Source organism: Massilia polaris, from assembly GCF_012927275.1.
Taxonomy (GTDB): domain Bacteria; phylum Pseudomonadota; class Gammaproteobacteria; order Burkholderiales; family Burkholderiaceae_D; genus Telluria_A; species Telluria_A polaris.
The window spans coordinates 348,798-371,791 of sequence record NZ_JABBGG010000001.1 but is presented as its reverse complement, the minus strand read 5'-3'; the positions used below and the strand labels follow the sequence as shown (position 1 = coordinate 371,791).

Annotated in this window: 17 protein-coding genes and 1 pseudogene; all 18 read right to left on the bottom strand. The window is 62.1% G+C overall.

Features of this window, described 5'->3' with window-relative positions:
- Nucleotides 1-24: 24 nt before the first annotated feature.
- The gene (locus HHL21_RS01760) at nucleotides 25-2,685 is read right to left on the bottom strand and encodes a TonB-dependent receptor (RefSeq protein ID WP_229495835.1); all 2,661 of its coding nucleotides are present in this window, start codon (nucleotides 2,683-2,685) and stop codon (nucleotides 25-27) included.
- Nucleotides 2,686-3,094: 409 nt separating this feature from the next.
- Nucleotides 3,095-3,565 (bottom strand): annotated as a pseudogene (locus HHL21_RS01755) (efflux RND transporter permease subunit); the annotation flags it as partial.
- A gap of 9 nt (nucleotides 3,566-3,574) precedes the next feature.
- Entirely contained in the window at nucleotides 3,575-3,847 is a 273-nt protein-coding gene (locus HHL21_RS01750; RefSeq protein ID WP_169463522.1) for a hypothetical protein, read from the bottom strand.
- Nucleotides 3,848-3,938: 91 nt separating this feature from the next.
- Nucleotides 3,939-4,100, bottom strand: coding sequence for a hypothetical protein (locus tag HHL21_RS01745; protein WP_229495832.1), 162 nt, complete (start codon nucleotides 4,098-4,100; stop codon nucleotides 3,939-3,941).
- 475 nt (nucleotides 4,101-4,575) lie between these two features.
- The gene (locus tag HHL21_RS01740) at nucleotides 4,576-6,339 is read right to left on the bottom strand and encodes an amidohydrolase (RefSeq protein WP_169463521.1); all 1,764 of its coding nucleotides are present in this window, start codon (nucleotides 6,337-6,339) and stop codon (nucleotides 4,576-4,578) included.
- A gap of 237 nt (nucleotides 6,340-6,576) precedes the next feature.
- Nucleotides 6,577-7,143, bottom strand: a complete 567-nt coding sequence (locus HHL21_RS01735; RefSeq protein ID WP_169463520.1) for a YceI family protein — start codon at nucleotides 7,141-7,143, stop codon at nucleotides 6,577-6,579.
- Between the two features lie 315 nt (nucleotides 7,144-7,458).
- On the bottom strand, nucleotides 7,459-10,602 hold the full coding sequence (locus HHL21_RS01730) for an efflux RND transporter permease subunit (protein WP_169463519.1): 3,144 nt from the start codon (nucleotides 10,600-10,602) through the stop codon (nucleotides 7,459-7,461).
- Nucleotides 10,599-12,131, bottom strand: coding sequence for an efflux RND transporter periplasmic adaptor subunit (locus HHL21_RS01725; RefSeq protein ID WP_169463900.1), 1,533 nt, complete (start codon nucleotides 12,129-12,131; stop codon nucleotides 10,599-10,601). The genes HHL21_RS01730 and HHL21_RS01725 overlap by 4 nt, the downstream gene beginning before the upstream one ends.
- Nucleotides 12,128-13,432, bottom strand: coding sequence for a TolC family protein (locus tag HHL21_RS01720; RefSeq protein ID WP_169463899.1), 1,305 nt, complete (start codon nucleotides 13,430-13,432; stop codon nucleotides 12,128-12,130). Before HHL21_RS01720 ends, HHL21_RS01725 begins: the two co-directional genes overlap by 4 nt.
- A gap of 114 nt (nucleotides 13,433-13,546) precedes the next feature.
- Nucleotides 13,547-13,945 (bottom strand): hypothetical protein, encoded by a 399-nt coding sequence (locus tag HHL21_RS01715; RefSeq protein ID WP_169463518.1) that lies wholly within the window; start codon nucleotides 13,943-13,945, stop codon nucleotides 13,547-13,549.
- 221 nt (nucleotides 13,946-14,166) lie between these two features.
- Complete coding sequence (locus HHL21_RS01710; protein WP_169463517.1) at nucleotides 14,167-14,469, bottom strand: hypothetical protein; 303 nt, start codon at nucleotides 14,467-14,469, stop codon at nucleotides 14,167-14,169.
- A gap of 196 nt (nucleotides 14,470-14,665) precedes the next feature.
- Nucleotides 14,666-15,436 (bottom strand): alpha/beta hydrolase family protein, encoded by a 771-nt coding sequence (locus tag HHL21_RS01705; protein WP_169463516.1) that lies wholly within the window; start codon nucleotides 15,434-15,436, stop codon nucleotides 14,666-14,668.
- 200 nt (nucleotides 15,437-15,636) lie between these two features.
- Complete coding sequence (locus tag HHL21_RS01700) at nucleotides 15,637-16,050, bottom strand: MarR family winged helix-turn-helix transcriptional regulator (protein WP_267874046.1); 414 nt, start codon at nucleotides 16,048-16,050, stop codon at nucleotides 15,637-15,639.
- Between the two features lie 254 nt (nucleotides 16,051-16,304).
- A complete protein-coding gene (locus tag HHL21_RS01695) occupies nucleotides 16,305-16,733 on the bottom strand; it encodes an organic hydroperoxide resistance protein (protein ID WP_169463514.1) in 429 nt (142 codons plus the stop codon).
- An 86-nt stretch (nucleotides 16,734-16,819) separates the two neighbouring features.
- The gene (locus tag HHL21_RS01690) at nucleotides 16,820-17,587 is read right to left on the bottom strand and encodes an alpha/beta fold hydrolase (RefSeq protein ID WP_169463513.1); all 768 of its coding nucleotides are present in this window, start codon (nucleotides 17,585-17,587) and stop codon (nucleotides 16,820-16,822) included.
- A 171-nt stretch (nucleotides 17,588-17,758) separates the two neighbouring features.
- On the bottom strand, nucleotides 17,759-18,124 hold the full coding sequence (locus tag HHL21_RS01685; protein WP_229495830.1) for a MarR family winged helix-turn-helix transcriptional regulator: 366 nt from the start codon (nucleotides 18,122-18,124) through the stop codon (nucleotides 17,759-17,761).
- Nucleotides 18,125-18,447: 323 nt separating this feature from the next.
- Complete coding sequence (locus HHL21_RS01680) at nucleotides 18,448-21,054, bottom strand: family 20 glycosylhydrolase (protein ID WP_229495828.1); 2,607 nt, start codon at nucleotides 21,052-21,054, stop codon at nucleotides 18,448-18,450.
- Nucleotides 21,055-21,091: 37 nt separating this feature from the next.
- Nucleotides 21,092-22,993 (bottom strand): MFS transporter, encoded by a 1,902-nt coding sequence (locus HHL21_RS01675; RefSeq protein ID WP_169463511.1) that lies wholly within the window; start codon nucleotides 22,991-22,993, stop codon nucleotides 21,092-21,094.
- Nucleotide 22,994: the final 1 nt, after the last annotated feature.

Here is a 22,994-nt window from a genome sequence, read left to right as displayed (position 1 = left end):
CGCGGGTACGGCGTTGGCAAATACTTAAAAACGGTAGCCCAGGCGCGCGTGCCAGCGGCGGCCGAGCAGGTCGTAGGTCATCGTGTCGGTGTTACCGTCGGTCCAGCTCTGGATAAACGGCGGCGCCTTGTCCAACAGGTTGTCGACGCCGAACGACAGCGTCATGGCCTTGTTGAACGCATACTTCACGCTGGCGTTGTGATACGCCACGCTCGGCGCGCGCGCACCGATGTCGCCTGCCGATGCATTGATGTCGTCCGCCGATCCGATGTACTGGATGTTATACGAACCCGACCAAGGACCGTTTGCCGCGGTCAAACCGGTGGCGGCGCGCCACTCGGCGTAGCTGCCGCGTCCGCCGGTGATCTTGCCTGCGTACTCGATGATGTCGCCGCCAGGGAATGGCGCGACGTCGAAGCGGTTCAGGCGTGATACGTCACCGTTGAGCGCCACGTTCCAGCCGTAGGCACGGAAGTCGTACATCGCACCGAGGTCGATGCCGGAGACGCGCTGCTGCGCCGCGTTGGCTGGCTGCGACGACAGGAAGTTGATCTCTCCGGTCGCAGGCTCGCGCGTGAAGCTCGATGGGCTGCAGAAGATGTGCGCCAGGCCCGGCGAGTTGTAGCAGACCGACAGCTTGGTCGAGCCCGGCACCGTTTCGATCGCGTTATTGATCTCGATGTTGAAGTAGTCGAGGGTCAGCGTGACGGACTTCGACGGCGTCCACACCGCGCCCACGGTGAAGGTGTCGGCGTCTTCCGGTTCCAGGTTGACGTTGCCGCCGCCGGTGGTCAGGATCGACGGGCCGAACTGCTTGAAGCCGACCGGCACGCGCGACGCCTGGCAGTTCTTATAGATGTTGGAGCTCGGGTCTTGCAGGTTCCAGCTGTTGCAAGGATCGGTCGTGGTCAGGTTGCCCTCTGACACGCCGCCAAACAGCTCGGGTACGTTCGGCACGCGGAACGCGGTCGACTTGTTGGCGCGCAGTTTCAGGGATGGGATCACTTGCCAGTCCAGGCCCACTTTGTAAGTGCTCTTCGAGCCGAACAGGCTGTAGTCCGAATAGCGCGCTGCGCCGTTCAGGGTGAGCGAGTCGACCAGCGGCAGCTTGGCCAGCAGCGGCACCGACAATTCGGCAAAGACTTCGCGCGCGCTGTACTCGCCGGCGATCGGGTCCTGGCGGTTGGTATTGGCAGCGCCGGAGACGATCAGGCTGTCTGGATCGCGCCAGCCTTTTTCCTGGCGATACTCGAAGCCGGTCGCGAAGCCGACCGCGCCCGCTGGCATGTTGAACAGCTCGCCGCTGACGCCGGCATTGAAGCTCTTCTGGTCGTTGCCGCCGTTGTCGCGGGTGTCGAAGTGGATGTAGTCCAGCACCGCCGGGGTAAGATTGCCGTAGCCGAGGTAGTTGCCGCAAGGTGCGGAAGTCGGGGTCTTGCCGCAGTTGGCGGCGTCCAGCGTGGCATCGACCCGGTCGAGGTTGATGATGTTGGTCATGCCGTCGACGCCGGTATTGCGGCCCCAGTTGACCGATGCCGACCAGTCCCACTTGTCGTTGATCGCGCCGGCCAGGCCGGTAGCGATGCGGAAAGTGTTGGTCTCCTGAAAGAAGTTGCGCGGGCCGACTTCAGCCACGCGGCGGCGTTCCAGTACCAGGTCCTGGCCGGTCGGGTTGGTCGGGTGCGATGCCGCGATACGGATCGGACGGTTGGCGCCGATCGCGCCGGGCGTGGCCAGCTGCTCGGATTGGCGATTGGTGAACATCAATTCCGTGAACAGCTCGACATTGTCGTTCAGGTTCAATTTACCGAAGGCGCTGACACCGACGCGCTTGATCGGGTTGACCGCGTTCAGGAACGGGTTGCTGTTGTAGCCGTGTTTGGCTGCGGAGTAGGTCTCGAAGCCGCGCGGATTGCCGCCCAGGTCCTGGTTGAAATTGACGCGCCGCCCGTCAGCAAGGCGCGCGCGACCGCCGATGGTCGACGAGCTGCCCGAGCAGACCAGCTTGCCGTCGTCCTCGAACAGTGCGCATGGCGCACGAGAGGCCAGGTTGACGTCCCCGCTTTCGGAGTAGTTCAGCGAGGCCATCATCGAGCCGCGGTCGCTGCGCGTGCCCCAAACGATGTCGGCGGCTTTTTCCTCGCCGTCGCTCTGCCCGGTCTTGCCGTAGCGGACAGACATCTCGACGCCGTCGATGGCTTTCTTGGTGATGATGTTGACCACGCCGGCGACGGCGTCGGCGCCGTAGATGGCGGATGCGCCGTCCTTCAGTACCTCGACGCGCTCGATCATCGCGACCGGGATCATGTTCAGGTCGACCGAGCTGTTGGCGCCGGTGCCGCCGGCGACGACGCGGCGGCCGTTCAGCAGTACCAGGGTGCGGTCGATGCCGAGGCCGCGCAGGTTGACCTGGGTGGTGCCGTAGCCGTTGCTGGTCCAGTAGGCGCTGCCCTGGTTGCCGGCGGTACCTGCCGACGATGGCATGCGCTGCAGAAGGGTCTCAATGGAAATGGCGCCCGAGCGCTGGATGGCGTCCGCATCGATCACCGTGACGGGACCAACGCCGGAAATCTGTTCCTGCTTGAGGTTAATGCGGCTGCCGGTGATCTGCACACGCTCCATCGGAGCGGCTTTGTCGGTGTTGCCGGGTACTGCTGCCTGCTGCGCGTATGAGCCTTGGCTCAACAGTAAAAGACCTAATGCTGTTGCTGTTGGTACATTTTTATAAGACATTTAATCTCCGCTAATTTATGCTGCATATGCACCTGCGCCACCGCCAGCCTGGCTGATTGCGCATCGCTCTCCAAAGCTGCAATACAAAAACCCGCCTTCACACTGCCGACACATACTTGTCTATACAAGTGCGAATTAGAATCACTCTATTCCTTGCGCAATGTCAAGGCAAGCAGTTGTTTATTCTAGTATGCAATTTCCAATTTAAATCGCCAAATCCTTTCTTTGTGCAAATTAAATTTGCCGAAAGCGACCATTCCTTCCAGAATGTCGCGTTCGCGCAACTCCCGCCTGGTCCAGAGCGTAACGGCGGAGCGCCAGGATTTATTCCGGCGCGGCAACTTTACGGCTTAGGGAGCGCCTACCTCACTTCGCGCCGACGCATCAACAGGTACACCGCCGGCACCACAAACATCGATAACAGCGGCGCGGTGATCATCCCGCCCACCATCGGCGCAGCGATGCGCTGCATGATTTCCGAACCGGTGCCGGAAGCGACGACAATCGGGATCAGGCCGCCGATGATGACCGCCACCGTCATCGCCTTGGGCCGCCCCCGCAACACCGCGCCGTCGCGTATCGCATCGAGCAGGTCCGCTTCGGAATGTTTGCCGTCTCGTATCCGGTCTTCCCACGCGTGCTTCAGGTAGATCAGCATGATGACGCCAAACTCGGCCGCCACGCCAGCCAGCGCAATGAATCCGACCGCGCTCGCAACGGCCACGTGATGCCCAAGCGCCCACAGCAGCCAGACCCCGCCGGCCAGCGCGAAGGGAAGCGTGGCCATGATCAGCGCCGCTCGCAGACGCGCAGCGAAATGAAAGCAAAGCAAGCGGGAGGATTAAATGCGGAAGCAGCAGTTGCGAATGGCAAGCGGAGGCGCCGTCGCGCGGGTAAGGAAGGTGTTGCGCGGGAATGCGAAAGCAGGAAGATGATTGGCATCCGGCGCAGTCACCGAAAGGCCAAAGCCGACCGCCAGGAAAGGCTGCAGCGGCGGGACTGCCGGCTTGTCGAGCGACTGATTCCCGGCCTGTCCATACGCGCGGCACAGGCTGGGCTGCTCCGGATCCATGTCGTGGCATCCCGCCATCTCTTCCATCGGCATGGCAGCCATCGCCTGGCTGCCATGATCGGCGCTCAGCGATGGGCAGGCGTACGACGCTACAGCAAACGGCGCCTTAGGTGCGCTGCTTGGTGCGCAACGGTTATCTGGGAGCTTGCGGTAGATAGCGCTCGCTCCAGGCGGCAATGACGTTGGCGATGTCGACAGCATCGCTTTTGTGGCTTAGCAGATGGTCCGCGCTGTCGAGCGACACGAAGCTTTTCGGATGCTTGGCCCACGTGAAAATCTCTAGCGAGAACCTCACTTTGCACCTCGCGTGCCCGCGCAAATTAAAGCTTGCGCTCGCCCACCACGCATCGCATTTGTCGTCCACAAAATGCCCGAGTGGTCCGCTACAGAGAGCGAGATGCGGTCTGTGAGCGCCTTTTCGCCGTAGCTGCGGCATTCATTATGGATATATGCGGTATTCAGAAAAAGAATTGGACCCTAATGCTGTAGTGCAGCACAATCAGCTTGTCTCCTCCAAATCTCCTCAGAAAAGAATTGGAATTTATCCCGCCGGAAACTGCGGGATTTTTTTTGCCTACGTTTCGGTCCGATTCCCTTGCGGTTTAAATCGACCACAAGTGCCCTTGCTGCTCCGACGACCGCTAGCAGCCGACCCGAAAACTAATTGTGCCGCTCAGCTTTGATGTTCGTCTGGGTCGGCTGCGGCCGCGCAGTGATGAAGGGCTATGGGCCAGAATGCTGCCTTACATTCGCCCCGCGCAGCCAACGCGCTACTTGTTCTGGTAGCCGCCATACGCGTTGACCGGGCTCCACGCTGGCGAAACCGGCGGCAGCTGGGGCGCCAGCGGCTTAAACGGGCCGGCGCCATAAACCACCTGGCCATTGACGATGGTCAGGACGCTCTCAAGCGTTTTGATTTTCTCTGCCGGTATAGAAAAATAATCGTCTGGCAGGACAACCAGGTCGGCGTACTGGCCCTTCCTGAGCGTTCCTTTCAGCTGCTCTTCTCCGCTCATCCATGCACTGCCGGTCGTCATCAGGCGTAGCGCTTCGAACCGGCTCAGCACGTCACGGTCCTGCCACATTTTCATTCCCCCAGCGGTCTTGCCAGTCACTGCCCAGTAAAGCGCGGGCCACGGCGCATAGCTGCTCACTCGCGTACCGTCCGTACCCAGGCCTACCGGAACGCCCATCTCGAGCATCTTGCGGATGGGCGGCATCTGGCGCGTCTGGGCGCCGTAGCGCTGCCAGTAAGACTCGCCCTGGAAATACATGCGGTTCTGAACAGCCACGCCCCCTCCCATTCTCTTGATACGTTTAAGCTGGTCATCGGAGATCGTCTCTGCGTGGTCGATAATCCAGCGCAAGCCGTTGAGCGGCGTCTCCTGATTGACCCGCTCGATAACTGCCAGGTCCCGGTCGATGCTTTCCGCATAGGTAGCGTGCAGGCGGAACGGCCAGCGGTTCTTGACGAGCAATCTGATCACAGGTTCCAGCTCGCCCTCCATGTGCTCCGGCAGATCAGGGCGCGGCTCAAGGAAGTTTTCGAAATCGCCGGCGCTCGCCACCAGGTTTTCTCCCGCACCCTCCGCGCTGAAGCCATTCGGATACACCATATGGTCATTCTTGTTGGGCTTGGTCAGCGTCATCCAGCGCTGAAAGTCTGCCAGCTCGGTGCCGGGCTTTTGCGCAAACAAGAAATACGAGGTGCGGACCGTGATCTTTCCCGCGCGTGCGAGTTCGATGGTCACCCCGTAGTCGTCGGGATAGGCCTGCCCCCCGCCTCCCGCGTCGATTGCGCTGGTCAGGCCCAAGCGATTGAGCTCGTTGTAGAAATGGAGCGTGGAATTCACCTGCTCGGCGCGTCCGAGTTTGTTTGTTTTCCCCAGCGTCGAATACAACACCATCGCATTTGGTTTGGCCACCAGCAGTCCGGTCGGTTTGCCTTGGCCGTCGAGCTCGACAACGCCATCCTTGTATTTGGTCTCTTTGCTGTAGCCGAGCGCCTCGATCCCCTTCTTGTTGAGGTAGCCGAGCCCGTACAGGTAAAGGATGAACACCGGCCTATCGGGGACGGCAGCATTGATTTCAGCGAGGGTCGGCATCCGCTTCTCTTCGAACTGATGTGCGCTCCAGCCGCCCACCACTTTCACCCATTCCCCCTCGGGAGTACGCGCGGCCTGCTCCTTCAGCATTTCCATCGCCCGTTTGAGTGACGTCACCCCGTCCCAGCGCAGTTCCATGTTGTAATTCAGCCCGGCGCGGATCACGTGGGTGTGGGAGTCGTTCAGGCCGGGAATCACCGTGCGGCCCTGAGCGTCGATTACCGTGGTGTCGGCGCGCTTGAGCTTGAGCACAGCAGCGTTGGTGCCGGCCGCTGCGATCTTCCCGTCCTTGATGGCGACTGCCTCGACAAATTCGCCTTCTTTGACCATGGTCGCGATTTTGCCGTTCGTCAGAATCAAATCTGCCTGCGCATGGGCCAGCCCCGCCACTGTCAGACCCGCCAGAAGAATGTACGAAGACTTTTTCATAATTTTCCCAAACGCCGCTCGCGCAGCACAGTAGTCGAAGTGAAAAATTCGCCACCCGCGAGCTTGGGGCGACCCGTGATGCAAGTATGCACCGGTTAAACCGTCGCAGAAAGCGCTTGATTGCCGACGTGACGATCGATTTAATCGAGCGTCGGGAAAGGCTAGAGACAGCGGCGCAGGCGCGGGGCCGTTCATGCTGCGCACCGCAACCCGGCAAGCTGCGATGCAGCGGCAGCGTTACTGTTTGATCGCTTCCACCGCGATCGTCAGCGTAACTTCATCACCGACATACGGGGCATACTTGCCATTGTTGAAATCAGTGCGCTTGATCTTGGTAATGGCATTCGCGCCGCAGGCGTCTTTCTTCAACATGGGATGCGGCATGCAGTGGAACGACGTGATGTCGAGGCGGACCGGCTTGGTAACTCCCTTGATGGTGAGGTCGCCGTCTACCGAGCTCGGCTTATCGCCCGCGAAATTCAGCTTGCTGGATTTGAAGGTGATCGTCGGGAATTTTTTCGTATCGAAAAAATCCTCCCCCTGCAGGTGGTCGTTGAACACCGGGAAGCCAGTATTCACGCTGGTCGTGTCGATGGTGACGTTGACCGAACCGATCTTGGCCGCGCGGTCGATGACAATCGTGCCGCTGGTCTTGTCGAAGCGGCTTACCTGATTCGAATAGCCGAAGTGGCTGTACTCGAACCGCGGGTAGGTGTGGGAGCCGTCGATCACATAGGTCTCAGGCGCTGCGACCGCGGTCAGCGACAAACCGGCTGTGAGACAGAAAAGCGCAAATTTCTTCATATCATATCCTTTAAGGTGTGCGGAACCGCCTTCGGCTCATTACTACCAGAAGGCAAGCCCAGCAGTATCCGGTCTTGGGCGCATTGTTACAAAACGGAAAATTTGCTGGGCTTTCATCGAATCCATCGAATGTCGCGCACGCCCCCACGTGCATTCGGCACACACCCACAAAGCCTGACCTGGCGGTGCAGGCCTGCAAGCGTCCCGCCGAGCGCGGCCCATTTGAATGTGTTGAATTCCATATTTCCCTCCACGAGCAATATCAAAAAATGCCTGCCACCCTGCACGCCTGAAACACGCCAGCGACCGTCCCATTCACGGCTTAGCGAGCGCCTGCCTCACTTCGCGCCGACGCATCAACAGGTACACCGCCGGCACCACAAACATCGATAACAGCGGCGCGGTGATCATCCCGCCCACCATCGGCGCAGCGATGCGCTGCATGATTTCCGAACCGGTGCCGGAAGCGACGACAATCGGGATCAGGCCGCCGATGATGACCGCCACCGTCATCGCCTTGGGCCGCACGCGCAGCACCGCGCCGTCGCGTATCGCATCGAGCAGGTCCGCTTCGGTATGTTTGCCGTCTCGTATCCGGTCTTCCCACGCGTGCTTCAGGTAGATCAGCATGATGACGCCAAACTCGGCCGCCACGCCCGCCAGCGCAATGAATCCGACCGCGCTCGCAACGGACACGTGATGCCCAAGCACCCACAGCAGCCAGACGCCGCCGGCCAGCGCGAAGGGAAGCGTGGCCATGATCAGCGCCGCTTCGTCGACGCGTTTGAACGTCAGGTAAAGCAGCACGAAAATAATCAGCAGCGTGGCGGGCACCACCACCTTCAACTTGGCGCTGGCCCGCTCCAGGTATTCGAACTGGCCCGACCACGACACGGAGTACCCTGCGGGCAGCTTCAACTCCCTGGCCACCGCTTGCTGCATGTCGCGCACCACCGACCCCATGTCGCGGCCGCGGATGTCGACATACACCCATCCGGACAGGCGCGCGTTTTCGCTACGGAGCATTGGCGGACCATCGTTGATGCGGATGGTCGCGACATCGCCCAGGCGAATCTGTGCGCCCCGCGGCGTGAGCACGGGTAGCTGGCGCAGCTTCTCGATCGAGTCGCGGTATTCACGCGGGTAGCGCACATTGATTGGGAATCGCTGCAGGCCTTCGATGGTCTCACCGATATTGTCGCCACCTATCGCGGACGATACGATGCCGTGCACGTCGGCGATGTTCAGGCCGTAGCGCGCCGCCATATCCCGGTTGATGTCGAGGTCGATGTAGCGCCCACCAGTAAGCCGTTCCGCGAGAGCCGACGACACCCCGGGTACACGTTTGACGATCCGCTCGATCGTGCCGGCGACGCGGTCGATTTCCTTGAGGTCGGTGCCGGCAACCTTGACGCCAACCGGACTCTTGATCCCGGTGGCGAGCATGTCGATGCGGTTGCGGATCGGCGGCACCCAGATATTTGAAAGGCCCGGCACCTTCACGATCCGATCGAGTTCGGCCACCAGCCTATCGGTCGTCATGCCCGCCCGCCACTGGTCGCGCGGCTTGAACTGGATGGTGGTTTCGAACATCTCGAGCGGCGCCGGATCGGTCGCTGTTTCGGCGCGCCCGGCCTTGCCAAACACACTGTGCACTTCCGGCACAGTCTTGATCAGCCGGTCGGTCTGCTGTAGCAGTTGCGCCACCTTGCCGGCCGACAGTCCAGGCAGCGCGGACGGCATGTACAGCAGATCGCCTTCGTCAAGCGGCGGCATGAACTCGCCCCCGAGCCTGGTCATCGGCCACACCGTAACCACGGCGATCAGGCCGGCCACCAGCAGCGTCGCCTTGGGAAACAGCAGTACCCGTTCGAGCAAGGGACGGTACACCGCAATCAGCACCCGGTTGAGCGGATTTTTCTGCTCGTCCGGAATGCGTCCCCGGATCAGATAGCCCATCAGCACAGGAATCAGGGTCACCGCCAGGCCAGCCGCTGCAGCCATCGCATAGGTCTTGGTGAACGCCAGCGGAGAGAACAGCCTCCCCTCCTGGGCCTCCAGGGTGAAAACCGGGATAAACGACAGGACGATGATCAACAGCGAGAAGAACAACGCCGGCCCCACCTCCGCCGCGGCGTCACCGATCACGCGCCAATGCTCCTTCCCCTCCAGCTTGCGGCCTGGATGCTCATGGTTCCATGCCTCGATGTGCTTGTGCGCGTTTTCGATCATCACCACCGCTGCATCCACCATCGCGCCGACGGCGATGGCGATCCCGCCCAGCGACATGATGTTGGCATTGACGCCCTGGTAGTGCATGACAATGAACGAGATCAGGATGCCGATCGGTAAAGTCACGATGGCGACCAGCGCGGAACGCAGATGGAACAGGAAGATCGCGCAGACAATCGCGACCACGATAAATTCCTCGATCAGTTTTTCCTGGAGATTGCTGATCGCCCCCTTGATCAGGCCCGAACGGTCATAGGTGGGGACAATTTCGACGCCTGCCGGCAGGCTGGCGCGGAGCGATTCCAGCTTCGCCTTGACCGCATTGATCGTCTCCAATGCATTCTTCCCTGACCGCATGACAATCACCCCGCCGGCCACCTCGCCTTCGCCATTCAGTTCAGCGATGCCGCGCCGCATTTCCGGGCCCAGCTGAATCCGCGCGACGTCCGCAAGGCGCACGGAAACGCCGGCTTCCGTGGTCATCAACGGGATCTTCGCAAAGTCGTCGAGCGACTGCAGGTAACCGCTGGCGCGCACCATGTATTCCGCCTCGCCCAGTTCGAGCACCGAGCCGCCGCTTTCCTGGTTCGCCTTCTGCACCGCGTCGACCACGACACCGTGGGCGATGTTGTACGCCCGCATTTTGGCAGGATCGAGCACGATCTGGTACTGGCGCACCATGCCGCCGACGCTCGCGACTTCTGCGACGTTCGGCACCGTTTTCAGCTCGTACTTGAGGAACCAGTCCTGCAGCGCGCGCAGCTGCGACAGGTCCATCTTGCCGCTGCGGTCTACCAGCGCATATTCATACACCCACCCTACCCCGCTGGCATCCGGGCCGAGCGCGGTCTTCGCCTGCGGTGGCAGGCGCGACTGCACCTGGTTCAGGTACTCCAGCACACGCGAGCGCGCCCAGTACGGGTCGGTGCCATCCTCGAACAGGATGTACACGAAGGAGTCGCCGAAGAAGGAATAGCCTCGTACGGCTTTCGCGCCCGGCACCGACAGCATCGTGGTCGTCAGCGGGTAGGTAACCTGGTTTTCGACGATCTGCGGCGCCTGTCCCGGGTAGGCGGTGCGGATGATTACCTGGACGTCTGACAGGTCAGGGAGCGCATCGAGCGGCGCCCGCTGCAGCGACCAGATTCCCCATGCCGTGACCATCACCGTTGCCAGCAATACCAGGAAGCGGTTCGAGATGGACCAGCGAATCAGCTTGGCGATCATTTCTTACCGCCTGCGCTTTTTGGCGTGATCGCGGTGAGCTTGAACGCCCCGTCCTTCGTTGGCTTGAATTCGAAACTCACCGTATCGCCCACTTTCAGGCCCTTGGCGACGCCACCGTCAGGTAGCTGGAACCCCATCGTCATCGCTGACCATTGCATGCTCGATATCGGCCCGTGGGACAAGGTGACCTCGTCGGCGTCGATGCTTTCGATTTTTCCTTCGCCGCGGTGGACCGCGCCCCCGGTTTGCTGCGGCGTTTCCGCCTTGGGCATGTCGCTCATCCGGGTCGCCGTTCCGCGCAGGCTGGCTTCGGAGTCGATCAGGAACTGCCCCGATATGACAACCTTCTGCCCCATTTCCAATCCCTTGCGAATCTCGGTCTGGCCATCACTTTCCGCCCCAGTTTCGACGTCGACCGGCGTGAACTTGCCACCTTCCTGCGCCACCATCACGACGCTGCGCGTTCCGGTCCGGATCACCGCTTCGCTCGAAACGATTAACACCTCGGAAGGTGCGGCGGGCGAGAACTGCACGGTAGCAAACATGCCCGGCACGAGACGGTGGCCTGGGTTGACCAGCTCCACGCGCGCTTTCAGGGTGCGCGTGGCCGCCTCAACCTCGGGAAGAATCGCACTGACCCTGCCCTTCAGTACAGTACCCGGCAATGCGGCCGCGCGCGCTTCGACGGCAGCACCTGGGCTTACCTGCGCGGCGACTGCTTCCGGCACCTCGGCGTTCACCCAGACGGTGTCGAGGCCGTTAATGCGGAACATTGGCGCTCCCGACATCACGGTCATCCCTTCGCGCACGCTCAGTTCAGCGATGATCCCGCTGATAGGGGCGTGCACCGTCAGCCGCGGATGTACTTTGCCAGTCGAATCAATCAGGCGGATCTGCGAATCGCTCATGCCGGCAAGGCGCATCCGTTGACGCGCGGCATCGGCCAGGGATTCCGTCCCGACGCCACGCATCCGCTTGACGGCAAGAAATTCTTCCTGCGCTGCGACCCAGTCCGGCATATACAGCTCGGCCAGCGGCTGGCCCTTTTTTACCGGATCGAGCGGCGCGCGTACGAACAGCCGCTCGACGTAGCCATTGCTGCGCGCCTGGACGAGCGCGACATCGCGCTCGTTGTAGGCGATGCTTCCGACCGCCTCGATCGCGCGCGACAGCGAACCGCGGGTGACCTCGGCGGTGCGGATCCCGAGGTTCTGCTGTACCCGCGGACTGATGGACACGCCGCCTTCATCGGCGCTTTCAGCGGCATACACGGGCACCAGCTGCATGTCCATGAATGGCGACTTGCCCGGCTTGTCAAACTTCTGGCCGGGTACCATCGGGTCGTGCCAATGCAAAACCTTCCTGCCACTTGCAGGGTCAACGGCGCGTTCCGCTTGCGCCGCCGCCGGCGCTGCCGTCCCCGACCGGGCCGCCATTCCCTGTTTCTTTCCGAGCGCGTACAAACCGTACCCCGCACCGCCGACCGCGACGGCGGCCACCAAGACACCGATGACTATCTTGTTTTTCATTTTGAATCCTTGTTCACGCGCGCGTCGGAATGGGGTGCCGGCCCGCCTTCCTGCGGAAATACGTAATTGAGCTGGGCCCATAGTTGAGCGCCCTGCGCCTCCAGCTGTAATGCCTCGAGACGCACCGTCAGCTCAGCGTTGCGCGCTGCGAGCACGTCGGCGAGCGCCGCTTTGCCGCCGCGGTACGCCGCCAACAGCGCGGCTGCCCGGGACTGCGCCAGCGGCACGAGATCGCCCTCGTAGCGGATGCGCCGCTCGCGGCTGGTATGCCATTCGTTGATCAATGCCCGTACTTCGGCTACCCGCTCGAGTAACGCGTCGTCGCGCTCGGCTTTTGCCTGTTCGACCAGCGCGAGCTTTGATGCCACCTCGCGGTCTTGCAGGTTCTTCTGATTCCAGTGCAGGGGGACCGAGACGCCGAGCGACACCATGTTCGAATATGCCGGACCGCGCTGCTGGAACGCCACTTCGACGCTCCAATCCGCTTTCTTGTCGGCGCGCGCCAGCTTCGCCTCGGTCGCGCCGATTTCTTCCTGCTTGTTGAGTACGGCAATATCCGGGTGTTTTGCGAGCTGGATCTCGAGCGTCGCCGGGTCAAGCGGAATGGCAGTGGTTGCAGGCCTGTCGGCGAGCGGTCGTTGAGCTGCGTCGCCGACGCGGCGCGCCAGCTTGATGGTGGCGTCGGTAATGCGGCTGCGGATTTCGCTCGCCCGATCGTCGAACGTCACCAGCGCACTGCGGGCATTGAGGAGATCCGCCTGGGTGCCGCGTCCCGCGCGGTAGGCAGCCTCCGCCGCCTGCACTTCCAGCTTCGCCTGTGCCGTCTGTTCGCTGACCGCAGTAGCCATCGACTCGGCATAGGACAGGGCCAGCCAGGCCATGGCGGTATCGCGCTGGATTGCGGCCGACGCCGCGGCTTTTTCGGCGACGGACTTTTCCGCCTCACGCTCGTAACGTTCGGTGCGCAGGTGCCGCTTGTCGGCGCGGGTCAGGTCCTGCGTGAAGCCAATGCGTCGCTGGGTCATGAAGTCGCGCGTCGTACTGAACTGATCCGGCCCGTTGATCGGCAGGTTGTCGAGACCAATCTTCAGCACTGGATCCGGCAGCCGGCCTGCGGCGACCGCCATTTCCCTCGATGCCTCGGCTGCCGAATCCTTGGCGGACAGCAGGCGCGAACGCTCGACGGCGAGCCGAATTGCCTCGTCAAGCGTTAACGGAGCGTCAGCTGCATAAGCGGCGCTGACCAGCGCGCCGAACAAAGCGGCCGCCACGACCGCCGCGCGCCAGCCAATAGCTGGCATTTGCGGCCGGCTGGCCGCTGTGAAAAACCGGGATGACATGATACCTCCAGAATGCAATGGACAACGTCGCCAGCGCAGACGCGCAGCGAAATGAAAGCAAAGCAAGCGGGAGGATTAAATGCGGAAGCAGCAGTTGCGAATGGCAAGCGGAGGCGCCGTCGCGCGGGTAAGGAAGGTGTTGCGCGGGAATGCGAAAGCAGGAAGATGATTGGCATCCGGCGCAGTCACCGAAAGGCCAAAGCCGACCGCCAGGAAAGGCTGCAGCGGCGGGACTGCCGGCTTGTCGAGCGACTGATTCCCGGCCTGTCCATACGCGTGGCACAGGCTGCGCTGCTCCGGATCCATGTCGTGGCATCCCGCCATCTCTTCCATCGGCATGGCAGCCATCGCCTGGCTGCCATGATCGGCGCTCAGCGACGGGCAGGCGTACGACGCTACAGCAAGCTGCATGAACAGGATGCTGAACAAAGCGATAACCGCGGCGACCAGGCGGGATGAACGGGATAATTTCATAGTCAGCGACGATACTACAAGGGCAAACAGATCCTGTCAACAGTGTGCTGCAAAACGGCCTGGAAAGGGAAATGCGTCCTTTTCCGGCCTTGTGGTTCAGCTTGGTGCGATGCAATGCTGGCGGCAAATAACCTGGCTGCGCGGGAAAGTTTCATGATCCCCAACGATGTTACAAGCTGCCTTGCGCCGCGGCTGGCAGGAGCATGCCGCTTCAGGGCGACTTATTTTGTCGTGCCATCCTTCATGGCGCCATGCGTGTCCTTGGCTTTATCCATGTGCATCTTCGCCATGCCGTGATGCATCATTTCCATATCCTTCATGTCGACCATCCCGGCTTTATTTTTCTTCATCTTTTCGTACATCATTTCATGGTGCTTCATGAACTCGTCTTTCGAGATCATGCCGTCGCCGTTGGCATCGACCATTTTCATGTCCATCTTTTTTTCGCCCTTCATATGGTGATCGGCGACGGCGACGCCACTGATACCAAGCAACGCGGCGAACAACACAGAGATTTTTTTCATTCTGGCTCCCTTGAGTGACTATCGGACCCGGCGTGCATCGTCGGGCAAGGGCAAGTCTATTCCGGTGTCGATACCGACGGCGCGCCGCTGAAATGGCGGAATCGCCGCCCGTTCGGCGCAATCTTCTCCATATGCCGGATGAAGGACATCGGGAGGTTTGGGCGGCGCTATAGGTGCGCTGCGTGGTACGCAACGGTTATCGGGGAGTTTGCGGTAGATAGCGCTCGCTCCAGGCGGCAATGACGTTGGCGATGTAAACAGCATCGCTTTTGTGGCTCAGCAGATGGTCCGCGCTGTCGAGCGACACGAAGCTTTTCGGATGCTTGGCCCAAGTGAAAATTTCTAACGCGTTCGCAATGTTGACAGTAGCGTCGAGCGGTGAATGCATCACCAGCAGTGCCTTGCGCAACCGGGCTACTTTGCTGCCGAGTTGATTCTCCGCCGCGTCCAGCAAGAATTGACGCTTGATCCGGAAGGGGCGGCCGGCCAACTGCACTTCCGCCTCGCCGACCGCTTCGATCTGGGCCAAGTGGTCGCGGAACAGTCCGACTACATGCGACGGATCGCTGGGGGCGGCAATCGTCACCACGGCTCGTGCTTCGGGAACGTGTTCAGCCGCGGCCAAGACTGCGGCGCCGCCCAGGCTGTGGCCGATGAGCACGGCGGGCGCATCATGGTGCTGGCGCAGGTAGTTCGCCGCGGCGACGAGGTCGGCGACATTGGACGAGAAATTTGTATTTGCAAATTCGCCTTCGCTGGCGCCAAGGCCAGTAAAGTCGAACCGCAGGACTGCAAGCCCATGTTCTGTGAGGGACTGGGCAATACGGCTTGCCGCGAAGACGTCTTTGCCACAAGTAAAGCAATGCGCAAAGAGCGCGTATGCGCGGATCGCGCCTTTGGGACGGTCAAGGCGGGCGGCCAGGAGCTGACCATCTGCCCCACGGAAATCGGTACGCTGCAGGGTCATTTCATCCTCCTATTTTCAGTTAATCGGTTGCGCCGGCGCGTGGCGCAGTTCTCGTTGAGCGCCCGGCTGCTTCGTCGATGGCAAGCCCCTGCGTGAGAACCAGCTTACAGCTTCTTCGCGAAGCTCTGGCGTGTAGTGGTCAGTTTCTTCATAAATTCTCCCAGTGGCAAAATTTACTCATACAGGAGTGTCCAAAAATGTCAGGATACCTCACACCTTCCGCTTTGGGGAATGCTAGCGGAGTCGCTGCCGCCCGCCAACGTTCGGGCTAACACTCCGATTCGCGACATTAGTTCATCAAGGTCGGCCTGCCCGATATTACATGCATGAGTTACCTGTGCGGTTACCTTCGCAGCGGCACCGCGAAGCTCCCTTCCCGGCTGAGTTAGAACAATTCGGAGGGCTCGTTCGTCAAGTGAACTACGCTCTCGCGAAAGGTAGCCAAGACGCTCTAGTCGCTTTACTAGCGGGGTGACCGAGCCGGAGTCCTGGTGCAGTTTCTCTGCGATTGCGCCAATTCCTAAGCCGTCTTGCTCCCAAAGGACCAGCATCACAAGATACTGGGGATAGGTCAACCCCAGTTCCGCGAGTAATGGTCGATAAAGATTCGTCATTTTGAGAGACGTCGCATACAGGTTGAAGCAGAGGTGACTAGAAATGGAAGGTGGGTTTTTACCGGCTTTCATACAAACCTTTCGACCCAAAACCTGGCGAAGTCTGGCTATAGGCGATAACTTGAAAACAAGGAAATTACCTAAAGCGAATCCAGCACCGGAGATGGGCTAAACAACCCGTGAACAAAGCTCGTTAGCGATACAGTAAGCAGTTGCCTAGAAATAGCCAACGAGTTTTTTCATGGGTCGTTTTCCTATGCGTCAATCGTGAGGGTGACGTCGATGTTGCCGCGCGTCGCATTCGAGTAGGGGCAGACGATGTGCGCTGCGGCTACCAGTTTTTCAGCGACAACACGGTCCATGCCAGGCAGCGAGATCTTCAATTCGACTTCAATGCCGAAACCTGTTTCGATCGGACCGATGCCGACCGTGCCTTCGATGCTGACATCTGCAGGCAGCGTAATCTTGTCGCGGCCGGCGACAAATTTCATCGCGCCTAAGAAACAGGCGGAGTAGCCTGCAGCAAACAGCTGTTCAGGGTTGGTACCGACAGCGCCGTTTCCGCCTAACTCTTTCGGAGTCGTCAGCTTGACGTCCAATACTTGGTCCTGCGAGACGGCGCGTCCTTCACGGCCGCCGGTTGCTTTGGCGGTTGCGCGGTACAGAATATTTTGAATAGACATGGTAATTTCCTTTGGAAGTTGCGTTTAATTGTGAGACGGTGGTTTGATCTTGCGCCGTAAGGGGCCACCTTCGTGGCCAGCTCGAATTAGCGCTTCACGGCGGCCAGAATAACGTCGGCGACCGCCTTCGGTTGCGACAGCATTGGCACGTGGCTCGCCGGCACGGAAGTCGTCACAGCATTGAGTTTCTTGGCGAAAGCAGCCTGGAGACCTGGGTCGATCATGCGGTCTTTAGTGGCCACGATGTAGTAGTTCGGCTTGTTCTTCCATGCGGCAAACGTGATTGGCTCGCCAAACGCCTTGGCAGGGAACAGGCCTTGGGTGGTTGCCAAGACAGCGCTAGTGGATGCTGGAATGTCTTGAGCGAAGTTCTTCGCATACGATTCCGGCGACAGCTCGAGGTTACCGTTTGAATCTGGCTTAAGAGTGGGGACGCCAGGTGGCAGCGGGTAGTCCTTACCGACGGTGCCAAGGGTTTCGCCTTCTGATGGCGCGAAGGCAGCCACGTAGACAAGCGCCTTGATTTTATCGCTCACGCCGGCTTGTGTGATAACTGCCCCGCCCCAAGAGTGACCGACCAAGACAACTTTGCCGGTCTGCGCATCAACTACTCGCTGCACTGCGGCGACGTCATCCGCCAGCGAGGACAGGGGATTTTGCACGGAGACTACCTTCAGGCCCTTGGCCTGCAGCAGCGGCGTGATTGCGTTCCAGCTCGAACCATCGGCGAACGCGCCGTGGACGAGGACAACGGTGGTGTCGCTGACTGGCGCAGCGAGCGCTTGGTTCGATAGCGCGGCGGCAGCGGAAAAGGCGGCGGACAACAGCAGTGCGGTTTTGGTAGCGTTTTTCATGATAGAGCCTCTCGAAAAGATGAATTATGGAAAAATTGTTTAGCGCACTAAGTATGTTCAATGGCGCTTTTTCGTTTTGCGCTTCGCCATGAACATAACTTTAGCGCGCTAATCGTTAGCGCGCAAGCTAATTTTGAAATATTTTTTCATGCTGCCCAAATTTGTTCCGAGTCATCGGTCGAGATTGCTCCCGAGCTTGTCGAGAATCCTCATGATGGCCTCGAACTCATCCCTCTTCATATTGCAGGCATCTGCGATCTTCTGACTTACCTGCGCGCCGGCAGTCCGGAGCTTTCGTCCAGACGCGGTGAGCGTGACCACACGATTTCGTTCGTCTTCTGGGTCGCGGTTTCGAATTAAATATCCTTCCGCCTCAAGACGTTTCACAACTGGGGTAATCGAGCCGGGATCCTGTCCGAGCCGTGTTGCGAGTTCACCGATTCCCAAGCCCTCCTGCTCCCAAAGGACGACCATTAACAGGTACTGCGGGTAGGTAAGATTGAGGGGGGCAAGCAGCGGCTTATACAGCTGCGTCATCTTAAGGGACGTAGAGTACAAATTGAAACACAGATGGTCAGCGAGCCGCGGTGGCAGTAGAGAGGTCATTGGCAATTTATCGACTGTAGTGGGCTCTAGCCTAACCGATTTGAAAGCACCCCGTATAGCAATCCGTTCCCTGCACTCGGCTCGCGCCCTTGGACGGTTGTTCTAATGGGAATGACCGCCGTCTCCCCGCCGCTCAGTAATCGCCCGGAGGCTGATCGTCGAGCCCGTCCGCACGCGCGTGACTGAGGGGACGGCTCCGCTCCCGCCAATTGCCGAACAGCTCGTCAATACCACGCAGCTACCGTCTCGTCGCGTCAGCGCGATTCGATGCTGGCGACCGGCCCACTCCTGCCCTTGCGGTCAAACGCCGCGACGCGGATCGTGCCGCGCTCGGCGATTGGCCCGGTCACGGGGCTGCTGGCCGGGGTCGGGTCGCTGCCGTCGCTGGTATAGCGCAGCGTCATCCCGGGCAGCACGTGGTTGGCCAGCACCCTGCCGTTGTAGAGCACCAGCCCGGGCGGGGCGATGCGGTAGGCCAGCCCGGCGCCTTCCAGGTCAAGACGTGGCAGCACGCGCTGGCCCAATGCATTGACGAAGCCCGACCACGCGCTGCGGTGCAGGGCGGCGGCCTTGGCAGGGTCCGCCGTGGCGGCCCAGCCCGGAGCGTCCGCCCAGGCGCGCTCGGCCAACGCCGCCATGCGCGGCATCACCAGGTAGTCGAGGCGGGCCGGATCGCGCGCGGTTTCCGAGAACAGGTTGGCCTGGATGCCACGCACGCGGCGTTTGCCGTACTCGGTCAGGCGATCCTTGCCGGCACGGGCGGCTTCCGGCGCATCCTTCATGATGTCGAGCGGGTCGAAGTCGTACACCGTATCGAGTTCGACGTAAGCGCCCCAATTGACGCCGTGTTCTTCCGGATTGGCGTTGTGCGCCATGTCGAAGTACATGCGCGTCACCGGCGTGAGCACGATGTCGTAGCCGGCGTTGGCCAGGCGATAGGCCAGGTCTTCGGCGCCCAGCGTGTCGTTCCACACGTAGGCGATGAAGCCGTTACGGGTAAAGCGGGGATTGGGGATCAGCTTCGAGGCGCCGTCCAACGTCGTCTTGCGCGCGGCAAGTTCTTCCCAGCCGGACGTGACCATGCCGTGCTTGCGCACGATGGCGTCGACGCGATCATAAAAATAATCCCACAGGTCGGCGCTGGTCTCGAGCCCGTGCTTGCGCATCATGGCAAGGCTGGCGGGCGACTTTTCCCAGGCCCCGTTGGCCAGCTCGTCGCCGCCCATGTGGATCGTCTTCATGGGTGCGCCGGCCTCGCGGTGCAGCGCTGCCAGCTCCCTGACCACGTGCTCAACGAAGGTGTAGCTCGACTCGAGTCCGGGATTGATGACGTTGTCGTTGAACAGCTGGGCCGACACGTACTCGGAGCGGTCGTCCAGGTCGTTGAGGAGGTAGCGGGCGGCGTCGCCGCTGCCGGCTGACTTCAGGCGGCGATAGCGCGACTCCATCGCCTGCACGGCGGCGCGCGCATGGCCGGGCATCTCGATCTCAGGGGTCACCTCGATGTGGCGCGCCGCCGCGTAGCGCACGATCTCCTTGTAGTCCGCGCGGGTGTAGTAGCCGCTGCCGCTGGCGTCACGCGGATCGGGTCCGGAGCCGTAGGCCGGCTGCAGGCGCACGCCGGGTTTGGCGCTGTGGCCGCGTACGGCGCCGATCGTGGTCAGTTCAGGCAGGCCCGCGATCTCGATGCGCCAGCCCTCGTCGTCGGTCAGGTGGAAGTGGAATTTATTCAGCTTGAACCGTGCCATCAGGTCGAGCCACTTGAACACGGTTTCCTTGCCGTGGAAGTTGCGCGCCACATCCAGCATGAAGCCGCGGTAGCCGAAACGCGGCGCGTCGACGATCGTCAGTTCGGGCAAGGCCGGCGCCGCAGCGCCGGGCAGCGGCATCAGGTCGCGCAGGGTCTGCACGCCATGGGCGACGCCGGCCGCGCTGTTGCCGACAATGTCGATGCCGCCGGCGGCGCTGATCGTGAGGCGGTAGGCTTCGGACGAGGCGTGCCCTTCGACCGCCCCCACAGTCAGGCGCAGCGGCGGCCCACCGCTGGCAGCGAGGGCAGCCGGGAACAGCGAACGCGCCAGCGCCGCTTCATTGGCCAGCGCGGCGGGTGCGCTGATGTTCGGCCGTCCCGCCAGCGCCAGCCGGCTGGCGCCGGGCTGCAGCAGCAGTGGCGTTGGCAAGACCGGCGGCACGCTTGATGCCGGCAGCAGGTCGGCGCCCGCGTTGCGCCAGTAGGTGTCCTCCGGCGACACCGCCGAATGCGGGCTGCCGACCTTGCCACGCTGGGCCGGTTCGGTCAACGTCGCCACCGTGTACTGCAGTGACACGCCTGCATCAGGCGTCGCGTCGTACACCAGGTAGGGCGCGCCCGGCGACCGTGAGGGCATGAACACCGAATCGTTGTGGCGATAGGCGAATTCCAGCGTCTGGCCCGGCGCCAGGCCCTTGAAATCCGGCCCCGGGCGCAGGCGGAACAAGCCGCCGGCGACCTGCTCCAGCACCAAGCCGCCCGACTGGGCGCCGGCCGGCATGCGATCGATGCCGGTGAAGTACAGCGACCAGCCAGACCCCGGCAGCGGCTGCCGGTCGCCGTTGGCCAGGATGAAGCGCGCCGGCGTGCCGCCCTGCGGCAGTTGTGCACCCGCCGGTTTGCGCTGCAGTTCCCAGCGCAGTTGCAGCCGGGCGCCGTTGGCGACGCCAAGCGCGGAACCGCTGGCCGCAGGAATGGCTTGCCCGGTCTGCCCGGCCTGTTCAGCCAGCGCAGTCGGCGCCGCCAGCGCAGTCGGCGCCGCCAGCGCCATCAGCGCCGCCAGCAGGGTTGACGACATCGCGGCGCGGCCCGTCATCGTCTTCTTGTCCAAATCTCTCTCCCCAAGTGCGCGCATCGACCGCCCTGCCTCACTTGGCTGCGCCGGAACGGGCGAACAGCCGCTCGATTTCTTCCAGCGACTGGCCCTTGGTCTCAGGCAGGAAGAAGGTCGCCGTGATGAAGTACACCGCGGTGCAGGCGGCCCAGAACAGGAACATCATGTGGTAGCCGAAGTTGCCCACGATCGGCAGGAAGGCGCCGGCGATCAGCGTGCCGGTGCCCTGGTTGATCAGGAGCGCCACGCCCATGCCCACCGAGCGGATCCGGGTCGGCATCAGTTCGGACAGCGCCAGCCAGACACATACGCCCGGCCCGATCGAGAATGCGGCGATGAATCCGGCGATGCAGAGCGCCGCCAGCATCCCGCTGTTCCTGTCAGGGATCGGGCCGACGCTGGCGCGCACGATCTCGAGTGCCGCTCCACCTGCGCCAGCGCCTTCGGCTGGCCGGATAGCGATGCGCTGGGCCGTGTGGACGCGCCGTGCGGCATCGATCGTGGCGCGCGCGTCAGGCGCCAGGCTCGCGATCAGCTGCTGCGCGCTATCGGCCACGGCGGGGTCGGCGCGCCCGCTCCACGCTGCTCGCGCCTGGTCCAGCAGCGCGCGCTGGTCCTGCGGCAGCGTGCGCACCAGCGCCTGCGCGCGCGCCAGCACTGCCTGCGCCTCGGGGGTCGCCGTATATGCTTCGGCCACCTGCTGCCTGGCGCCGTACTGGTACAGGATGGTCAGCTGCACCGGTCCGGCTGCGGACCGTGCAAACCGGGCATCGGCCAGGCTCAGGTCGAGCGCATTGTCGCGTACCAGCGCCGCCACCTCGGCGCGCACGTCGACGCGCTGCGATTCGAAGCGGTGGAACAGCAGCGCCAGCAGGCACAGCGACACCATGATGCCAGCGGTGCCGATCTTGAGCAGGAACACCCTGCCCTTGCGCTCGACCAGCATGATGGCGGCGACCGTCATCAGCGAATTGAGGATCTTGATCGCGGTGCCGTAGCTGGCCGCGCTCACCGGATCGAGCCCGGCGTGCTGCAGGATGGTCGACATGAACTGCAGTAGCGAGTTGATGCCGGTAGCCTGGTTGCAGCCCAGGATCACGCACGCCAGCACGAAGGGCAGCACGTAGCGCCGCTCGGTCAGCATCTCGGCCAGCGCCGCGCCGCGACCGAGCTTCGGACGCGCCCTCTCCTCGGCCAGCGCGGCGCCGATCTCGGCCACCTCGGCCTCGCATTGCGCCGCCGGGCGCAGGCGCGCCAGTACGCTTTCGGCCTGCGCCGCGCGTCCCCGCCGCATCAACCAGCGCGGCGATTCGGTCACGAACAGGCAGCCGAGCAGGAACAGGGTGCCCGGATACAGCACCGCCAGGAACATGCTGCGCCAGGCGCGGTCGGCGGCGGCAGTGGCCGCTGCGACATCGCCGCCGGCGGCCTGGATCGCCAGTTCGGCGTTGCTCAGGTAGTGATTGCCGATGAACGCGGCCAGCACGATGCCGGCGGTGAGCGCGAGCTGGAACAGCGCCAGCCCGCGTCCGCGCTGGCTGGCCGGCAGGCACTCCGCGAGGTACAGCGGCACCACCACCGCGATCACGCCGCCGCTCAGGCCCTGCAGCAGGCGCCCCAGCAGCAAGGCCACAAACGATTGCGACAGGTAGATCACGGTAACGCTGCCGACGAACAGCAGCGCACTGACGACCATCATCGGGCGCCGCCCGAGCCAGTCGGCCAGCATGCCGGCCACCACGGAGCCCAGGATCGAGCCGCCCATCACCGCCGCCACCACCAGCGACAACTGTCCTTCAGTGAGGCTGGTGGCCCGGTGCAGGTAGGGCAAGGCGGGATCGATGATGCCGATATCGATCCCGTACAGAAGTCCGCCCAGCCCGCAGACCGCGGTCAGGAACAGGAGGTGCAAGCGTTGCTTGCCATCGATGGACATT

Excerpts from the sequence above, each read along its gene's own strand:
- HHL21_RS01750 (WP_169463522.1), bottom strand. The coding sequence starts at position 3,847 with ATGGCTGCCATGCCGATGGAAGAGATGGCGGGATGCCACGACATGGAT.
- HHL21_RS01740 (WP_169463521.1), bottom strand. The coding sequence starts at position 6,339 with ATGAAAAAGTCTTCGTACATTCTTCTGGCGGGTCTGACAGTGGCGGGG.
- HHL21_RS01735 (WP_169463520.1), bottom strand. The coding sequence starts at position 7,143 with ATGAAGAAATTTGCGCTTTTCTGTCTCACAGCCGGTTTGTCGCTGACC.
- HHL21_RS01730 (WP_169463519.1), bottom strand. The coding sequence starts at position 10,602 with ATGATCGCCAAGCTGATTCGCTGGTCCATCTCGAACCGCTTCCTGGTA.
- HHL21_RS01725 (WP_169463900.1), bottom strand. The coding sequence starts at position 12,131 with ATGAAAAACAAGATAGTCATCGGTGTCTTGGTGGCCGCCGTCGCGGTC.
- HHL21_RS01720 (WP_169463899.1), bottom strand. The coding sequence starts at position 13,432 with ATGCCAGCTATTGGCTGGCGCGCGGCGGTCGTGGCGGCCGCTTTGTTC.
- HHL21_RS01715 (WP_169463518.1), bottom strand. The coding sequence starts at position 13,945 with ATGAAATTATCCCGTTCATCCCGCCTGGTCGCCGCGGTTATCGCTTTG.
- HHL21_RS01710 (WP_169463517.1), bottom strand. The coding sequence starts at position 14,469 with ATGAAAAAAATCTCTGTGTTGTTCGCCGCGTTGCTTGGTATCAGTGGC.
- HHL21_RS01705 (WP_169463516.1), bottom strand. The coding sequence starts at position 15,436 with ATGACCCTGCAGCGTACCGATTTCCGTGGGGCAGATGGTCAGCTCCTG.
- HHL21_RS01700 (WP_267874046.1), bottom strand. The coding sequence starts at position 16,050 with ATGACGAATCTTTATCGACCATTACTCGCGGAACTGGGGTTGACCTAT.
- HHL21_RS01695 (WP_169463514.1), bottom strand. The coding sequence starts at position 16,733 with ATGTCTATTCAAAATATTCTGTACCGCGCAACCGCCAAAGCAACCGGC.
- HHL21_RS01690 (WP_169463513.1), bottom strand. The coding sequence starts at position 17,587 with ATGAAAAACGCTACCAAAACCGCACTGCTGTTGTCCGCCGCCTTTTCC.
- HHL21_RS01685 (WP_229495830.1), bottom strand. The coding sequence starts at position 18,124 with ATGACGCAGCTGTATAAGCCGCTGCTTGCCCCCCTCAATCTTACCTAC.
- HHL21_RS01675 (WP_169463511.1), bottom strand. The coding sequence starts at position 22,993 with ATGTCCATCGATGGCAAGCAACGCTTGCACCTCCTGTTCCTGACCGCG.